Here is a 16,410-nt window from a genome sequence, read left to right as displayed (position 1 = left end):
GCGGGCATTCTCCAAGCAGATGTTGCGGTGCACCTAATTTAAGCGACAGTTGCCGGCTCAGAAAAACGCCTGCAACCCGGTCTGCGCCCGCCCGAGGATCAGCGCATGCACGTCATGCGTGCCCTCATAGGTGTTGACCGTTTCAAGGTTCTGCGCGTGGCGCATGACGTGGTAACCGATCTGGATGCCGTTGCCGCCATGCATGTCGCGGGCCTGGCGGGCAATGTCGAGCGCCTTGCCGCAATTGTTGCGCTTGACGATCGAGATCATCTCCGGCGCCATCTTGCCTTCGTCCATCAACCGCCCGACCCGCAAGCTGCCCTGCAGCCCCAGAGCGATCTCGGTCTGCATGTCGGCGAGTTTTTTCTGGAAAAGCTGCGTCCCGGCCAGCGGCTTGCCGAACTGCTTGCGGTCGAGGCCGTATTGGCGGGCCCGGTGCCAGCAATCTTCCGCTGCACCCATCGCGCCCCAGGAGATGCCGTAGCGCGCCCGGTTGAGACAGCCGAATGGCCCCTTCAGGCCCGACACATTGGGCAGCAGCGCGTCTTCGCCGACCTCGACGCCTTCCATCACCACTTCGCCGGTGATCGAGGCTCGCAGCGACAGCTTGCCGCCGATCTTCGGCGCCGACAGCCCCTTCATGCCCTTCTCCAGCACGAAGCCGCGAATCTCGTTGTCATGCGCAGCCGATTTCGCCCAAACGACAAAGACGTCGGCGATCGGCGCGTTGGAAATCCACATTTTCGAGCCGGAGATCTTGTAGCCGTTCGCGGTCTTTTCGGCGCGCGTCTTCATGCCGCCCGGGTCGGAACCGGCATCCGGCTCGGTCAGGCCGAAGCAGCCGATCCATTCGCCGCTGGCGAGCTTCGGCAGGTATTTCTTGCGTTGGGCCTCCGAGCCATAGGCATGGATCGGATACATCACCAGCGACGACTGCACGCTCATCATCGAGCGATAGCCCGAGTCGATGCGCTCGACTTCCCGCGCCACCAGCCCATAGGTGACATAGTTGGCGCCGAGCCCGCCATATTCCTCGGGGATGGTGATGCCGAGCAGACCCGCCTCGCCCATCTCGCGAAAGATGCCGGCGTCGGTCTTTTCCTCGAGATAGGCTTCCTCGATCCTGGGAGCGAGCTTGTCGGCAGCGAATGCCGCCGCGCCATCGCGCACCATCCGCTCGTCTTCCGAAAGCTGGTCCTCGATCAGGAAAGGATCGTCCCAGACGAATGCGTTCTTATCGGCGGCCATGGCTCTCGGTTCCCAGAACAAAATCTTGAAGTGCCCGGCTTATCGACCCCCGCTTAAAAAAAATCAAACGAAATTGCATCACCAATCAATGAGCGTTAGTAATGGATCATGAACGTCCAGCGCCGCCTTTTGCCTAACATCGGCGCCCTTACCGCCTTCGAGGCTGTGGCGCGCCTCGGCTCTTTCACCGCCGCCGCCCGCGAGCTCGATCTGACTCAGGGTGCTGTAAGCCGGCAGATCGCGTTGTTGGAGGACCAGTTCGGCCGTCGGCTGTTCGAACGCGACAGCCGCAATGTCCGGCTGTCGACGGCAGGCGAGATTTATGCCGAAGCGGTGCGCGCCGCCCTAGGTCAATTGCGCGACGCGGCCCTTGGATTGATGAGCAATCGGCATAGTGGCATCTTGAACCTCGCCATCCTGCCGACCTTCGGCACACGCTGGCTGATGCCGCTCATCCCGGATTTCGTCGAAAACAATCCCGACATCACCATCAATTTCGTCACTCGTATCGGCCGCTTCGACTTCGCCCGCGAGAGGCTCGACGCCGCCATCCATTTCGGCCTGCCCGACTGGCCGGATGCCGACTCGACGCTGCTGGTGCGCGAGACGGTGATGCCCGTGGTTTCGCCTGACTTTCTCACCGGCCGCGCTATTGCCACGCCTGCCGATATCGGCCGCCTGCCGCTGCTGCATATGGCGACGCGGCCCGGCGCATGGACCGAGTGGTTCGAGCATCAGGGTTTGAGCGCACCGACTGGACCGGGCATGCAGTTCGAGCAGTTCGGCACCGCCGCCCAGGCCTGCATGGCCGGGCTTGGCGTCGCGCTGCTGCCGCAGGTCCTCATCTCAGGCGAGTTGCAGCGCGGCCAGTTGGTGCCGGCGCCGGGCCGGCCGATGCAAAGCCGCAGCGCCTATTACCTCGTCGTGCCGCACGACAAACGCGGCCATCCGCCGGTCGCCAGTTTTCGCGACTGGCTGCTGGGCCATGTACCGCCGGAGAAGTAGCTACTTCCGCTTCAGCGCATCGGCCAATGCGGCACCGAATGCGCCCTGTTGCGCCGGCCGCTCTGGCTGACGCTGCGGCGTCGGCGCTCGCGGCACCGGTCTGTTGCCGTTGTCGCGCGGCTTCGGTGGACCGCCCTCGCCATCCCTACGCATCGACAGGCCGATGCGCTTACGCTTGATGTCGATGTCGACAACACGCACCTTGACCACGTCGCCGGCTTTTACCACCTCATGCGCGTCCTTGACGAAACGGTCGGCCAGTTGCGAGACGTGCACCAACCCGTCCTGGTGCACACCGATATCGATGAAAGCGCCGAACGCCGCGACATTGGTGACGGTTCCTTCCAGCAGCATTCCAGGCTTCAAATCCTTGATGTCGTCGACGCCGTCGGCGAAGGTCGCGGTCTTGAAACCTGGTCGCGGATCGCGGCCGGGTTTTTCCAGTTCTGCCAGTATATCGCGGACCGTCGGCAGGCCGAAGCGTTCATCGACGAAAACCCGCGGATCAAGCGCCTTGAGGGCGGCACTGTCGCCCATCAGCGAGCGGAGGTCGCGCCCACAGGCGGCGACGATCTTTTTCGCCACGCCATAGGCTTCCGGATGCACGGCCGAGGCATCGAGCGGTTCGGTGCCGTTGGAAATTCGCAGGAAGCCGGCGCATTGCTCGAACGCGCGGGGTCCAAGGCGAGAGACCTTCAGCAGGTCACGACGGCTGGCGAAAGGGCCGGTCGCATCGCGATGCGCGATGATGGCTTCGGCCAGCGATGTGCCAAGACCCGAAACCCGCGCCAGAAGCGGCGCCGAGGCGGTGTTGAGATCGACGCCGACGGCATTGACCGCGTCCTCGACCACCGCTTCCAGCGAGCGGCCGAGCCGGTACTGGTCGACATCGTGCTGATACTGGCCGACGCCGATCGACTTTGGCTCGATCTTGACCAGTTCGGCGAGCGGATCCTGCAGTCGCCGCGCGATCGACACCGCGCCGCGCAGCGACACGTCGAGGCCGGGAAATTCCGCCGCCGCCGTCGCCGAGGCGGAATAGACCGAAGCACCCGCCTCGCTGACGATCACCTTCAGCGGCTTCGGCCCGGAATCAGCAGGCATGTCGGCCAGCATGTCGGCGACCAGCCTTTCGGTCTCACGGCTGCCGGTGCCGTTGCCGATGGAAATCAACTCGAGCTTGTGCAAGCGGATGAGCTTCGCCAGTTCGGCCTGCGTGCCTCGCACGTCGTTCTTCGGCGGGAACGGATAGACCGTCGTCGTCGCCAGCAGCTTGCCGGTGCCGTCCACCACCGCCACCTTGACCCCGGTGCGGATGCCGGGATCGAGCCCCATCGTGGCGCGCGAGCCGGCGGGTGCCGCGAGCAGCAAGTCCTTCAGGTTGCGGGCGAAGACATGGATCGCCTCTTCCTCGGCCCGCTCGCGCAGATCGCGCATCAAATCGAGCGTCAGATGCAGCGACAGCTTTATGCGCCAGGTCCAGCCGGCAACCTCCATCAACCAGCGGTCGCCCGGCAACTGGCGGCCGATGGCATAGGCATCGGCAATCATCCGTTCGACCGGCTTCACCGGCGACGCGTCGTCGGCATCGACTTCGATGTCGAGCGACAGCACCTCTTCATTGCGGCCGCGCAGCATCGCCAGCGCGCGATGGCTCGGCACGTTGGCCCAGCGCTCGACATGGTCGAAATAGTCGGAGAATTTCGCGCCGGCCTCCTGCTTGCCGTCGAGGACGCGTGACCGCATGAAGGCCCGTTCCTTCATGTAGGTCCGCAGTCTGCCGACCAGGTCGGCATTTTCGGCGAACTGTTCGGACAGGATGTCGCGCGCGCCGTCGAGTGCCGCCTTGGTATCGGCCACCTCTTCGCCGACATAAGCCAGCGCCAGTTCGCCGGGCACCGCCGCGCGGTCGGCAAGGATGGCCTCGGCCAGAGGTCCCAAGCCACGCTCTCGCGCGATCTCCGCCTTGGTCCGGCGCTTCGGCTTGTAGGGCAAATAGATGTCTTCGAGTTCCGCCTTGGTGGCAGCCGCAGCGATCTTGGTTTCGAGTTCCTCGGTCAGCTTGCCTTGCTCGCGGATCGAACCGAGGATGGTGTCGCGGCGCGCATTGAGCTCGCGCAGATAGGCGAGCCGCTCGGCAAGCAGGCGCAACTGAGTGTCGTCCAGGCCGCCGGTGACCTCCTTGCGGTAGCGCGCGACGAACGGCACTGTCGCGCCTTCGTCCAGCAGCCCGATCGCCGCCGCAGCCTGTTCGGGCCGGGCAGTGATCTCGGCCGCGATGATTGCTGCGATGCGCTTGATGTCGGATGCCATGTCGTTCCTGCTGTCCTTATCGAAAAGAGCGGCGACCATAGGCGCAGAGCGTCGCTCCGCCAACCGCGGCGTTTTCGATCACCCTGACAGGTCCACAGGAAAGCTGTGATGCCGCGGTTGCCTGGACCGTGTCAGACCGTTCGGGCAAACCCGTATCTGGTCTCGGACGCGGTCTTGCCGGTCATGGCGTTTTCTTCCGATTTTTTGGAACTTAGGCCAGCGCGGCGGCGATGGCGTGCACGGCTTTCATCGTCGCCACCGAATAAGCGATGTCAGTGAAATCCGGATAGCTCGAAAGCTTCACCACGACCATTCTCGTGTTCCAGTCGACATGGATCAGCTGCCCGAACACGCCGCGGCACATCAGCGCGCGTGAGCGCGGATCCTCGATCCAGAACTGGTTGCGATAGCCGCCTTCCGGCAGGCTGGGATTGAAGTCCGGTCCATGCCTGCCGCTGCGCGTCGCCTCGATCCAGTCGGCCGGCACCACACCGCCGCCATTGTCGAGGATCAGCTGGCCGAAACGGCCGTAGTCGCGCAGCGTGGCGTTGAAGCCGCCGTCGGCGATAGCATAGCCGGCGCTGTCGACGGTGAAGCAGGCGCTTTCATCCGCCCCGAGCTTTTGCCAGAGTTCCTCCGAAACCAGTTGCGCCAGCCGCTGGCCGGTCACCCGCTCCATGATGAAGGCGAGCACGTCGGTCTCGATCGAACGGTATTCGAAGGCAGCGCCATGCGGCCGGCTTGTCTCCTTGAGCCGCAGGATCAATTCGAACATATGCGACGGCCACTCGAAGGCCGGATCGCTGCCCGGCGGCACCGGTTTCCAGCCGCTGGCGACATCAACCTGGCCGATATCGGAATAGCGGTCGGTATATTCCTCGGAAAAACGCACCCCGCTCGTCATATCGAGCACATGCTGCACGCTGGCGCCGGCCCAGCCAGTGACGCCAAGCTCCGGCAGATAGGTCGTCACCGGCAAGGCCGGGTCGATCAGGCTGCGCCCGACCAATATGCCGAACACCGAAGCGGTGACGGACTTCGCCATCGACTGCGACAAATGCAGCGTGCGGTCGGTCATGCCGTTGAAATAGCGCTCATAGGCGATCTTGCCGTCCTTGAGCACGAGGAACCCGTCCGTATAGGTCTCGTCGAGCAGCCCGGCCAGCGTCGCAGGCTGACCCGTGCTGTCGCTCACCGGCAGCGCATCGAGATCGACCTCGGCTCGCTCGAGCCGGCGGCGATGGCCATTGCCGCGCCAGACTTCGACGGTCGGCAGAATTTCGCGGATGTGCTGGAATGCCCACCGGTTCCAGGGTCCCCTGTCCCAGTCGAGCTTTGGAGGCACCATCTTGGGCGGCGAGCCCCGCATGATCGGCGGCACCGGTTCGCTGTTACGATAGGAAGTCATTTTATGCTCCGGGAAATGTCGTCCCGCGGTGTCCCGACGGTTTTTGCTTTCAGTGCGGTCGCGCCGTCCTTCATAGTTTCGGCCGGCGCGCCTTTTCTCCGTACCAGCCACCAACTGCTTTTTCATAGGCCATGCCGGCGCGGAACACATCTTCGTCGCTGTAGGTGCGGCCGACGATCTGGATGCCGGTCGGCACGCCGTTTTTCGCGTGGCCGGATGGAACCGACAGCACCGGACAGCGGCTCATCATGTTGAACGGCGTCGTCATCACCCAGCCAAGCGAGGGATTGACCAGCTTGCCGTTGATCCTGATTTCGTCCTTCGACTGGTCATGGTCGGCCGGCACTGACGGCAGCGCCGTGGTCGGGCAGATCAGCACATTGTATTTTTCGAGGAGCGGCCCAAGCGTCGTATACATGCGGCCAGCCACCTCCAGGCTGGCGACAAAATCGGTCGCCTTGGAACCCGCTCCCTCCTCGGCGAACTTGCGGGCGTAGGTCGTCATCTCGTCGGCGTGGTGGGGCAGCAGCTTCGACAGGAACGCACCGAATAAATGATTCAAATAGGCGAGCCCGGCCTCCAGGACCTCCGGTCCCCAACCTAAATCGACCTCCTCGACCTCCGCACCCAGTGAGCGGAACACGTCGAGCGCTTTCTTCGTGTTCTTCACCACTTCCGGATCGACCTCGAAGCCGCCGAGATCCATCGAATAGCCGATCTTCCAGCCCTTGATCGGCTTGAACCTGGTCGGCAGGCTTAGCTTCGGCCGGAGCGAAGCGATATCCAGAGCACTGGGACCGGTCATGACGTTCTGCAGCAGGATCGCGTCCTCGACCGTGCGTGCCAGCGGTCCGGTGTGGCAGTAGAAGTCGAGGTTGAACGGTGGGTCGTCCGGGTTGCGGCCATAGGGCGGCTTGTAGCCGACGATACCGCAGGCCGACGCCGGGATGCGGATCGAGCCGCCGATATCTGAGCCGGTGGCGATCGACGATGTGCCGGATGCGAGCGATGCGGCCGAGCCGCCCGACGAGCCTCCGGGCGTGAGCTTGGGATTCCAGGGATTGCGGGTGACACCCCACAACCTGGACCATGTATAGGCCGCGCAGGAGAATTCCGGCGTCGCCGTGCGTGCATGGACGATGCCGCCAGCTCGAATGATGCGCTCATTCATGGTCGAACTGATGTCGGCAACGAAATTCTTCATAATCAGCGAGCCGCCGGTGGTCGGCTTGCCCTTGATATAGCTTTCGTCCTTGATGCCGACGGGCAGGCCCTCCAGCGGGCCTGTCTTCTTGCCCTTGGCGTATTTCGCCTCGGCCTTCTTGGCCAGCGCCATCGCCTCGTCAAAATGCGTGTTGGTGAAAGCGTTGACCTTGTCCTTCGTCGCCTCGGCGCGCCCGATGACCGCTTCCATCAGCTCGACCGGTGAGAGCTTCTTCGCCTTGAAGCGCTTGAGCGCCTCGCTTGCCGGCATGTAGCAAAGATCGAGATCGGTCATTCCAAGCGAACTCCGGCTGCGTCCAGCCACAGGCCGGACGTCGGGTCTTGTCGAAGGTTTTGCTTTGAGGACCCGGCGCTTGCCGCCGGGTCCCACGATGCTGCGATTACTTCTGCAGCTCGGTCCATATCCTGGTGTAGAGCGCCTGGACGTCGGGCGCGCAGCTCAGCATGAATTTGCCCTTGTCGGCGAACTCGGCGGGGATGTTGACCTCCGGCGCCGTCTTCATGTCCTCAGGCATGAAGGCTTCCGACCCCTTGATGCCGTTGGCGTAGCGCGCGAAAGACGAGATCAGCGCCGCGTTTTCGGGATCCATGATGAAGTTCTGGAACAATTTGGCGTTTTCGACGTTCTTGGCGTCCTTCAGCACCGCAAGATTGTCCATCCAGATCGGATAGCCCTCCTTCGGATAGCCATAGACCATGTCCTTGTTCTGCAGGCGGGCGCGGAAGGACGCGCCGTTCCAGTCGACGCTAGCTGCGAAGTCGCCCTTGGCGAACTTCTCGACCGTGCCGTAGTCCATGGAGATCCATTTCGGCTTTGCCGCCACCAGCGCATCGCGCACCTTCTTCAGCACCTCCTTGTCGCCGGTGCAGGGCTCGCCGCCGACATATCTGATGGCGAGATGCATGACATCGGCCATTTCGGGAACGACGTTGACCTTGCCGACCAGTTCCGGCGGCGGATCCAGGAAGATGGCCGAAGTGTTGACGTCACCCTTGTAGACGGAGGTGTTGACCGTCACGCCGGTCGTTCCCCATTGCCACGGCACGGTGTATTTGCGGCCTGGATCGAAGGGAACATCGACCCATTTCGGGTCCATGTTCTTGAAGTTCTCCATCTTGCTAGGCTCTGTCTCCAACAGCAGCCCTTCCTCGATCCAGATCGGCACGAAGCTCGCAGAGGGCACCACGATGTCGAAGCCGCTGCCGCCCTGGCGGATTTTGGCGAGCGCGGTGTCGTTGGAATCGTAGTCGGTGACTGTCACCTTGACCTTGTATTTTTCCTCAAATTTCTTGATGAGGTCGGGGCTGGTGTAATTGCCCCAGTTGTAGATGTTGAGCTCGCCATCGGCGCGGGCAATACCCGCCGAGGCGAGGAGCGCGGCGCCGAGCGCCGTCGCAGCCAGTTTCCACTTCATCGTTTTTCTCCTGTTACAGCTGATATCATTCCTGATCCTTTTTCCTGCTGATGAAAAAGAAGACGGTGACGATCAATATCGAGATCAGCAGGAACACCGTCGAAATCGCGTTTATTTCCGGCGTGATAACGCGCCGGAACTGGCCGAGCATGTAAGTCGGCAACGTGTCCTGGCCGCCGGACTTGACGAACTCCGTGATGACGACATCATCCAGCGAGATGACGAAGGCCAGCATCAATCCAGCAAGGATGCCTGGCCAGAGCAGCGGAAAGGTGACGCGGCGAAAAGCCTTCCAGGGTGTCGCGTAGAGGTCGGCCGCAGCGACCTCCAACGTCAGATCCATGTTCTCAAGCCGCGCCCGGATCGGCAGATAGGCAAAGGGGATGCAAAAGGCCGTATGCGCGGCCATCAGGTAGCCCAGCCCCGAATAGCCGGTCCAGATCTTGATGCGCGAAAAGAAGATCAGCAGCGCCACCGCGGTGACGATTTCCGGCACCATCAGCGGCTGGTTGATGAAGGCGTATTTGAAGCCGAGGCCGGGATATGGCTTCGTCCGGGTCGTGGCAAGCGCGGCCATGGTGGCGACGATCGTGGCAATAGTCGCCGCGACTGAAGCAATCTGCAGCGACCGGATCGAGGCGTCGACAACCTGGTTGTTGTTCCAGGCCTGGTAGAACCAGCGCAGCGACACGCCTTCCCAGATCGCGATCGAACTGCCGGCGTTGAAGGCATAGACGACAACCGTGATGATCGGCAGGTAAAGCGCGAAGAAGCAGATCATCGCGATGGCCGTGAAGCCGGTCTGCCGGCGGATGTCGAAGCGGCTACCCATGCGTGCCGCCCTGACGCCCGGCGGAGCGGACATAGAAGAGCAGCGCGACCATCACGATCGCCATCAACGAGATCGACAGCGCCGAGCCGAGCGGCCAGTTACGGCCTTGCCCGAACTGCAGCTCGATCAGATTGCCGAGCATCATATTCTTCGAACCGCCGAGCACGCGCGGGGTGACATAGGCGCCCAGCGCCGGGATGAAGACGAGGATCGAGCCGGCGATGATGCCAGGCTTGACCAGCGGGATGATGACCCGCCTCAGCACCTGGAAGCGGTTGGCGTAGAGGTCGTAACCCGCCTCGACCAGCCGGAAGTCGATCTTTTCCATGCTGGCATAGAGCGGCAGCACCATCAGCGGCAGATAGACATAGGTCATGCCGACCATCAGCGCGAAATCGGTGAACATCATCTGGATCGGCTGGCTGATGATGCCGAGCTTGATGAGCACCGTGTTGACGATGCCCTCGTTGCGGATCACCTCCTGGATGGCGAAGGTGCGGATCAGCAGATTGGTCCAGAACGGGATGGTGATCAGGAACAGCCAGATCTCGCGCTGCCGCGCGGGCCGGGTGGCGATGAAATAGGCGGTCGGGAAGCCAAAGAACAGCGTGAAGATCGTTGTCATGAACGACAGCTTGGCCGAACGCCAGAAGATCGACAGATGCGCGTCGGCGAAGGCCAGCGTGTCGTCGAAGATGTCACGCTGCATCAGCACCGACAGCCAGCCGTCGGTGGAGAATTTCCACACCACGTCGCCATAGGGCCCCGGCGTCAGGAACGAATAGATCACGACGATCAGTAGGGGGCCGGTCGCCGCCAGAAAGATGATGATCAGTGCCGGCGCTGACAGAAGCCAGCGATCGCGGATATCTCTGCGTTCGGCTTCCTTGGCGACTTCTTCCGCGCTCGCCATCAGTCCCTCAGCACTTGTGCGGCGTCGTTGCCGATCGAAATGCCGACCTTGTCCCCCCGCTCGAAACCGCAGCCGGCGCTGCGCGTGTTCTGCTGGCGCACGGTGAACGCCTCGCTGCTGTCCAGACGAACATGGATGTGCGTGTCGGTGCCGAAATAGACGATGTTTTCGACCGTGCCCGACAGGTCGCCCTTGCCGCTGGTCAGCTTGGCATGTTCCGGCCTGACCACCACGGTGGCATTGTCCTTCGGTTGAAAGCCCTCAGCCACGGTCGCGTCGATCGTCGCGCCGGATTTGAGCGTTGCGCGTGCCTTGCCGTTGGCCATGCCTGTTATGGCCGCGGTCAGGAAATTGGTCTCGCCGATGAAGTCGGCGACGAAGCGCTCCGCCGGCTTGTCATAGATGTCCCAAGGCGTGCCGACCTGCAGGATCCTGCCCGACGACATCACCGCGATGCGGTCCGACATGGTCAGCGCTTCTTCCTGGTCGTGGGTGACGAAGATGAAGGTGATGCCGGTCTCGTGCTGCAGCCGCTTCAGCTCGATCTGCATCTCCTTGCGCAGCTTGAAGTCGAGCGCCGACAGCGGCTCGTCGAGCAGCAGCACCTTCGGCTGCGGCGCCAGCGCCCGGGCCAGCGCCACGCGCTGCTGCTGGCCGCCCGATATCTGGCTGGTGCGGCGGCCGCTGAGCGCTTCCATCTTGACCAGCTTCAGCATCTCGGCGACCCGCGCCTTCACTTCGGCTTTGGGCTTGCCGAGCATTTCGAGGCCGAAGCCGATGTTCTCGGCCACCGTCATATGGGGGAACAGCGCATAGTTCTGGAACACGGTGTTGACCGGCCGCTTGAATGGCGGCAGCGGCGCGATGTCCTGACCATGCAGCAGTATCTCGCCGGCGCTAGGGAAATCGAAGCCGGCAATCAGCCTTAAAAGCGTCGTCTTCCCGCAGCCGGACGGACCAAGCAGCGTGAAGAACTCATTTTCGCGGATCGACACCGAAACCGTGTCGAGGGCGGCGACCTGTGACTCCCCGGTACCGAATACCTTGCGGACGCCACGAACCTCAATTGCACTTTTACCCGGTTGTTCCGGCACGATTACCCCATTCTTGCGTCCGCTCTTCAGGGCGGATCCAGTTCCCACTCGATTGTCAGCACACGGCGTGTGGCTTGGCAAGCATGCATCTGAATGTCGATTCAGAACGCAATTCCCGTGCCATCGTCATGCCTGGTAAGTGATCTTGCCGCCGCAGATCGTCGTCACTGGCCGCACCATATGCAGCGCTTCCGGCGCGGTCGCCTCGATATCGGCAGAGAGCACCACGAGATCGGCCATGAAGCCTAGCTTCAGACGGCCTTTGCGATGCTCCATGAACTCGGCATAGGCGCCTTCCACCGTGTAGCCACCGAGTGATTCATGCAGCGAGAAGCTCTGATCGGGATCATCGTCTGCCCATGGTTTGCGCAGCACTGCCGCCTGAATGCCCAGGATCGGATCGATCGGCGACACCGGCCAATCCGAGGCGAAGACGACACGCGCGCCGGCGTTCTTCAGCGTCCGCCACGCATAGCTCAGCGGCCAGCGGGCGGGCCCGATGCGCGACACCGTCGGCTCCAGCGGCAAGCCCATGCTGCCCGGCGGATGCGGCGGCTGCATCGAGGCAATGACGCCAAGCTTTGCGAAGCGCGGCACGTCGGCGGCGGTGATCACCTCGATGTGCTCGACCCGATGCCGACTGTCGCGCTTGCCGTTTTGTTTCTGTGCCGCCTCGTAGCCGTCGAGCACGGCGCGCACGGCGCCGTCGCCGATCGAGTGCACCGCAATCTGCAGCCCGCGCCTGTCGACGGCCACGGCAAGGTCGATGAATTGCTGCGGCGTGAACAGCGGCTCGCCCAGCCAATCCGGACGGTCTGCATAGGGCTCGACCATCACCGCCGTCCATGAATCGAGCACGCCGTCATAGAACACTTTGACCATGCCCGACGACAACCATTCACCCTTGTAGCGCTCGGCCATCGCCGACGCCTTGTCGAGCATGTCGAGCGTCATGAAGTTCTTGTAGTGGAACGGCACCTGCACGCGGCACAGCAAGCCGCCTTCGGCCTCGATCTCGGACAAGAGTTCGAGCTGATGCAAATTGCCGTCCATGTTTTGGATCGAGGTGATGCCATGCCTGGCACACCATTCCAGCCCGCGGCGCATGATCGCCCGGTCGGAGGCCTGCTCCGCCGGCGTCGGCCTCGGGTCCGGCTCGCCGCCGGTGGCTAGGCCGAGCCGCACGCGATCCTCGCCGGCCAGCACGATCAGCGGCCCAAAAGCCTCGCCCTCGCGCAATTCGCCGCTGGCCAGCCCGTCGTCGCCCATGACGATCTCATTGCCCGGGCCAAGCTGCTTGCCTCTAAGCAGGCCGGCCAGTTCCAGCGCTTTGGTGTTGGCCCACATTGTGTGGTGATCGGGCGCCGCCATGACGAAGGGCCGGTCCGGCAGGATGCGGTCGAGATGACGGCGGCTGACCCGTTCGGCCGCCGACAGGATGGTGTAGTCGGCGCCTTGCGCCTGCAGGATGGGCAGGTCCGGTCGCCTTGCGGCATAATGGCGCACAGCGTCGGAAAGCGCCTCGAAACCGTGGACGCCCATCAGCTGGAGATGATCGAGCTCGGCCGCGCCGCCGAAAAGATGCATATGCGCTTCGATGAAGCCGGGGACGACGGAGCCGCGGCCGGCATCGATGACGCGCGTGCCGGGGCCTTTGTGCTCCAGCACGGTCGCGCGATCTGCGATCGCAATGATTTCGCCGCCCTTGATGGCTATGGCTTCGGCACGGGGGTTATCGGGATCCATCGTCAATATGCTGGCATTCTCGACGATCAGATCGGCCGATGGCGGCATAATTTTCTCCCGTTTGAGCTTAGGCTAGCAGAGTATTGGCGTCTGGCAAGCCGTCCGCTGCTACTTGCAACAACGATCTGGAACGCCTCTTGGCGGCGCTGAAACTCTCTGCCACAAAGCAGTCCGTCAATGACAGATACGCAACTCGAAGAGCGAGCCGGGCCCGCAAGATGAAGACTGTTTTCTCCCCTCTCCACGTCGGTCATGCCGGCAACTTCGAACTCATTTCGGGCGCCATCGTGCCGGCCTTCGAGAAGCCCTCGCGCGCTGAGTTCATCCAGGCGAGGGTGGAGAGCGAAAAGCTCGGCCCGATCCTGCCACCCGACACCCACGATCTCGCTGCCGCCAGGAAGGTGCACACCAGCGACTACATCGATTTCCTGCCGACCGTGTGGCCGCTCTGGGAAGCGTCCGGCCGGACGGGCTCGGCCATCCCCTTCACCTGGCCGACGCGCGGCCTGCGCGGCGATGTGCGCCCCAGAACGATCGATGCGCTGCTTGGATTTTACTCCTTCGACGGCGGCGCCACCTTCGTCGAAGGCACCTGGGAGGCGATCAAGTCGTCCTATGACGTGGCGCTGACCGCGGCCGCCCTGGTCAAGGGCGGCGAGACGTCCGCCTTCGCGCTCTGCCGTCCGCCCGGCCATCATGCCGGCGCTGCTTTCATGGGCGGCTATTGCTACATCAACAACGCCGCCGTTGCCGCGCAATGGTTCCGCGACCAGGGCGCCAAGCGCGTCTCGATTCTCGATGTCGACTACCATCATGGCAACGGCACGCAGGAGATCTTCTACAGCCGCGACGACGTGCAGGTGCTGAACCTGCATGGCGACCCGATGACCGAATATCCGTTCTTCCTTGGCCATGCCGACGAGCGCGGTGCCGGCCCCGGCGAAGGCTTCAATCTCAATTATCCGATGCCGTTCGGCACCTCATGGGACGCTTGGAATGCTTCGCTGGAAGACGCCTGCGCGAAACTTGCGGCGTACGCTCCCGATGTCGTCGTCGTTTCGCTTGGCGTCGACACGTTCGAGAAGGACCCGATCAGCAAGTTCAAGCTGAAAAGCGGCGACTATCCCAAGATTGGCCGCCGCATCGCCAGGCTCGGCCTGCCGACGCTGTTCGTTATGGAAGGCGGCTATGCCGTCGAGGAAATCGGCATCAACGCCGTCGGCGTGCTGACCGGATTCGAGGATCGGTAACGCATGTCGACCAGAGTCTGCCCTCGGGCGTTTGATCAGAGAGAGCGCAGCGGTTTTGGGCAACGACATTCGTGGCAATTTAGTAGGCATCGGGCACAAAGTCGGCCACCTCACCGAAGCGCTCCACGCCGCCTGCAAGGACGCCCGCTGACCTGTTCCGGCGTCCGCTATCCTGTTGTTGGACCATGATCTTCTTCGAAAAGGCGTTCGCCCTTTGCAAAGTGATGCTCTACTTTGAAGGGACGGTATGAGGGACCGATTCACCGGAAGAAGACAGCATTGAAGTCGGGGAAGCATCCATGATCGACGACGAGCCGAACAGCGAACGCGTCTCGGCGCTTTCGCCGTTCCGGCACGGCATTTTCCGCGCCGTATGGTCCGCCAGTCTGGTTTCGAATTTCGGTGGTTTGATCCAGGGCGTCGGCGCCGCCTGGATGATGACGACGATCGCCACCTCGTCCTATCAGGTCGCGCTGGTCCAGGCGTCGACCACCTTGCCGATCATGCTGTTTGCGCTCGTTGCCGGTGCGATCGCCGACAGCTTCAACCGGCGCAAGGTCATGCTGATTGCCCAGACCTTCATGCTGGTCGTCTCGGTTCTGCTGACCGTGTTCACCTATCTTGGCCTGATAACGCCGTGGACGCTGCTCGCCTTCACCTTCCTGATCGACAGCGGCACGGCGCTCAACAACCCGTCATGGCAGGCGTCGGTCGGTGATATGGTGCCACGCGCCAAGCTGCCTGCGGCCGTCGCGCTCAACTCGTTAGGCTTCAACCTGACGCGCAGCGTCGGCCCGGCGATCGGCGGCATCATCGTTGCCGCCGCAGGTGCCGCCGCCGCCTTTGCCGCCAATGCATTGAGCTATGTCGGCCTTATCATAGTGCTCGCCCGCTGGAAGCCGGACCTGCCGGCCTCTACACTGCCGCGCGAGACGCTGGGCGCGGCGATGGGCGCCGGCCTGCGCTACGTCGCCATGTCGCCCAATATCGGCAAGGTGCTGGTCAGGGGTGCGGCTTTCGGCTTCAGCGCCGGCGCGGTTCTGGCGTTGCTACCGCTGGTGGCGCGCGACGTCGTCAAGGGCGATGCCTTGACCTACGGCATCATGCTCGGCGCGTTCGGCATCGGCGCGGTCGGCGGCGCGCTGATCAGCGTCCGGCTGAGGCAGATCCTGTCCAGCGAGACGATGGTGCGCATGGCATTCGCCGGCTTCGCGCTCTGCGCCTTCAATGCCGCCGTCAGCGACCACGCCTGGCAGACGTCGCTCGGGCTGCTCATCGGCGGCGCCTGCTGGGTGATCGCGCTGTCGCATTTCAACGTCACGGTGCAGATGTCTACGCCGCGCTGGGTGGTCGGCCGGGTGCTGTCGGTCTATCAGACGGCGACCTTCGGCGGCATCGCGCTCGGCAGCTGGATTTGGGGTGTCGTCGCCGATGCGCATGGCGCCGAATTCGCGCTGATCGCGGCTGCTGTCGCGATGCTGGCGGGCGGCGCGATCGGCCTCTTGCTGCCCTTGCCGCAGCAGGCGGTGCTCAATCTCGATCCGACCAACCGTTTCAAGGAGCCGCATCTTGCGCTCGACCTCAAGCTGCGCAGCGGCCCCATCGCTATCATGATCGAGTACATCATCCGCGAGGAGGACGTGCCGGAATTCCTAGCCACCATGGCCGAACGCGGCCGCATCCGACGCCGTGACGGCGCCCGCAACTGGACGCTGGCGCGCGATCTCGAAAATCCCGCAATATGGATCGAGCACTATCACACGCCGACATGGCTCGAATACATCCGCCACAATAAGCGGGCCACCCATGCCGACGCCGTTATCGGCGAGCGCGTGCGTGCGCTACACAGCGGCGACGAGCCGCCGCGCGTCCGCCGCATGATCGAGCGTCCGACAACCGCCGGCACGGCGATCGTCATGCCGAAAGGCCCGATCGAGCACTAAGCGGCAGCCCACCCTGCGC

12 protein-coding genes are annotated in these 16,410 nt (G+C 63.2%); 3 read left to right on the top strand and 9 right to left on the bottom strand.

Annotated features, from left to right (window positions below; all coding sequences use genetic code 11):
• Positions 1-57: 57 nt before the first annotated feature.
• Complete coding sequence (locus tag CIT25_RS08460) at positions 58-1,248, bottom strand: acyl-CoA dehydrogenase (protein ID WP_095484107.1); 1,191 nt, start codon at positions 1,246-1,248, stop codon at positions 58-60.
• Positions 1,249-1,356: 108 nt separating this feature from the next.
• On the opposite strand from CIT25_RS08460, the gene CIT25_RS08455 reads away from it, so the two are divergent.
• Positions 1,357-2,253, top strand: coding sequence for a LysR family transcriptional regulator (locus tag CIT25_RS08455; protein WP_095484106.1), 897 nt, complete (start codon positions 1,357-1,359; stop codon positions 2,251-2,253).
• Here the strand turns inward: CIT25_RS08455 and CIT25_RS08450 are convergent, their stop codons facing one another.
• From CIT25_RS08450 to CIT25_RS08415, 8 genes are all read right to left on the bottom strand, one after another.
• Positions 2,254-4,566, bottom strand: a complete 2,313-nt coding sequence (locus CIT25_RS08450; protein ID WP_095484243.1) for a Tex family protein — start codon at positions 4,564-4,566, stop codon at positions 2,254-2,256. It lies immediately after the preceding gene.
• A gap of 211 nt (positions 4,567-4,777) precedes the next feature.
• Positions 4,778-5,974: a serine hydrolase domain-containing protein gene (locus tag CIT25_RS08445; protein ID WP_095484105.1), complete on the bottom strand. Its 1,197-nt coding sequence runs from the start codon at positions 5,972-5,974 to the stop codon at positions 4,778-4,780.
• A 70-nt stretch (positions 5,975-6,044) separates the two neighbouring features.
• Positions 6,045-7,472 (bottom strand): amidase, encoded by a 1,428-nt coding sequence (locus CIT25_RS08440; protein WP_095484104.1) that lies wholly within the window; start codon positions 7,470-7,472, stop codon positions 6,045-6,047.
• Between the two features lie 106 nt (positions 7,473-7,578).
• Positions 7,579-8,613, bottom strand: coding sequence for an ABC transporter substrate-binding protein (locus CIT25_RS08435; protein WP_095484103.1), 1,035 nt, complete (start codon positions 8,611-8,613; stop codon positions 7,579-7,581).
• A 25-nt stretch (positions 8,614-8,638) separates the two neighbouring features.
• Positions 8,639-9,445 (bottom strand): ABC transporter permease, encoded by an 807-nt coding sequence (locus CIT25_RS08430; RefSeq protein WP_095484242.1) that lies wholly within the window; start codon positions 9,443-9,445, stop codon positions 8,639-8,641.
• Positions 9,438-10,358, bottom strand: a complete 921-nt coding sequence (locus CIT25_RS08425; RefSeq protein ID WP_095484102.1) for an ABC transporter permease — start codon at positions 10,356-10,358, stop codon at positions 9,438-9,440. The genes CIT25_RS08430 and CIT25_RS08425 overlap by 8 nt, the downstream gene beginning before the upstream one ends.
• Positions 10,358-11,452 carry an ABC transporter ATP-binding protein gene (locus CIT25_RS08420; protein ID WP_095484101.1) on the bottom strand — a complete coding sequence of 365 codons (1,095 nt, stop codon included), beginning with the start codon at positions 11,450-11,452 and terminating at the stop codon, positions 10,358-10,360. The genes CIT25_RS08425 and CIT25_RS08420 overlap by 1 nt, the downstream gene beginning before the upstream one ends.
• Positions 11,453-11,578: 126 nt before the next feature.
• Positions 11,579-13,246, bottom strand: coding sequence for an amidohydrolase (locus CIT25_RS08415; RefSeq protein WP_095484100.1), 1,668 nt, complete (start codon positions 13,244-13,246; stop codon positions 11,579-11,581).
• Positions 13,247-13,416: 170 nt separating this feature from the next.
• Here CIT25_RS08415 and CIT25_RS08410 point away from each other — a divergent pair, with 170 nt between their 5' ends.
• Positions 13,417-14,448: a histone deacetylase family protein gene (locus CIT25_RS08410; protein ID WP_095484099.1), complete on the top strand. Its 1,032-nt coding sequence runs from the start codon at positions 13,417-13,419 to the stop codon at positions 14,446-14,448.
• Between the two features lie 299 nt (positions 14,449-14,747).
• On the top strand, positions 14,748-16,391 hold the full coding sequence (locus CIT25_RS08405; RefSeq protein ID WP_095484098.1) for an MFS transporter: 1,644 nt from the start codon (positions 14,748-14,750) through the stop codon (positions 16,389-16,391).
• Positions 16,392-16,410 lie beyond the last annotated feature (19 nt).

This window comes from Mesorhizobium mediterraneum, assembly GCF_002284565.1.
GTDB lineage: Bacteria > Pseudomonadota > Alphaproteobacteria > Rhizobiales > Rhizobiaceae > Mesorhizobium > Mesorhizobium mediterraneum.
Note: the sequence above shows the minus strand (reverse complement) of the source record. Positions and strands in the feature narration are given on the sequence as shown.

Excerpts from the sequence above, each read along its gene's own strand:
- CIT25_RS08415 (WP_095484100.1), bottom strand. The coding sequence starts at position 13,246 with ATGCCGCCATCGGCCGATCTGATCGTCGAGAATGCCAGCATATTGACG.
- CIT25_RS08405 (WP_095484098.1), top strand. The coding sequence starts at position 14,748 with ATGATCGACGACGAGCCGAACAGCGAACGCGTCTCGGCGCTTTCGCCG.
- CIT25_RS08455 (WP_095484106.1), top strand. The coding sequence starts at position 1,357 with ATGAACGTCCAGCGCCGCCTTTTGCCTAACATCGGCGCCCTTACCGCC.
- CIT25_RS08440 (WP_095484104.1), bottom strand. The coding sequence starts at position 7,472 with ATGACCGATCTCGATCTTTGCTACATGCCGGCAAGCGAGGCGCTCAAG.
- CIT25_RS08430 (WP_095484242.1), bottom strand. The coding sequence starts at position 9,445 with ATGGGTAGCCGCTTCGACATCCGCCGGCAGACCGGCTTCACGGCCATC.
- CIT25_RS08425 (WP_095484102.1), bottom strand. The coding sequence starts at position 10,358 with ATGGCGAGCGCGGAAGAAGTCGCCAAGGAAGCCGAACGCAGAGATATC.
- CIT25_RS08410 (WP_095484099.1), top strand. The coding sequence starts at position 13,417 with ATGAAGACTGTTTTCTCCCCTCTCCACGTCGGTCATGCCGGCAACTTC.
- CIT25_RS08450 (WP_095484243.1), bottom strand. The coding sequence starts at position 4,566 with ATGGCATCCGACATCAAGCGCATCGCAGCAATCATCGCGGCCGAGATC.
- CIT25_RS08445 (WP_095484105.1), bottom strand. The coding sequence starts at position 5,974 with ATGACTTCCTATCGTAACAGCGAACCGGTGCCGCCGATCATGCGGGGC.
- CIT25_RS08435 (WP_095484103.1), bottom strand. The coding sequence starts at position 8,613 with ATGAAGTGGAAACTGGCTGCGACGGCGCTCGGCGCCGCGCTCCTCGCC.
- CIT25_RS08460 (WP_095484107.1), bottom strand. The coding sequence starts at position 1,248 with ATGGCCGCCGATAAGAACGCATTCGTCTGGGACGATCCTTTCCTGATC.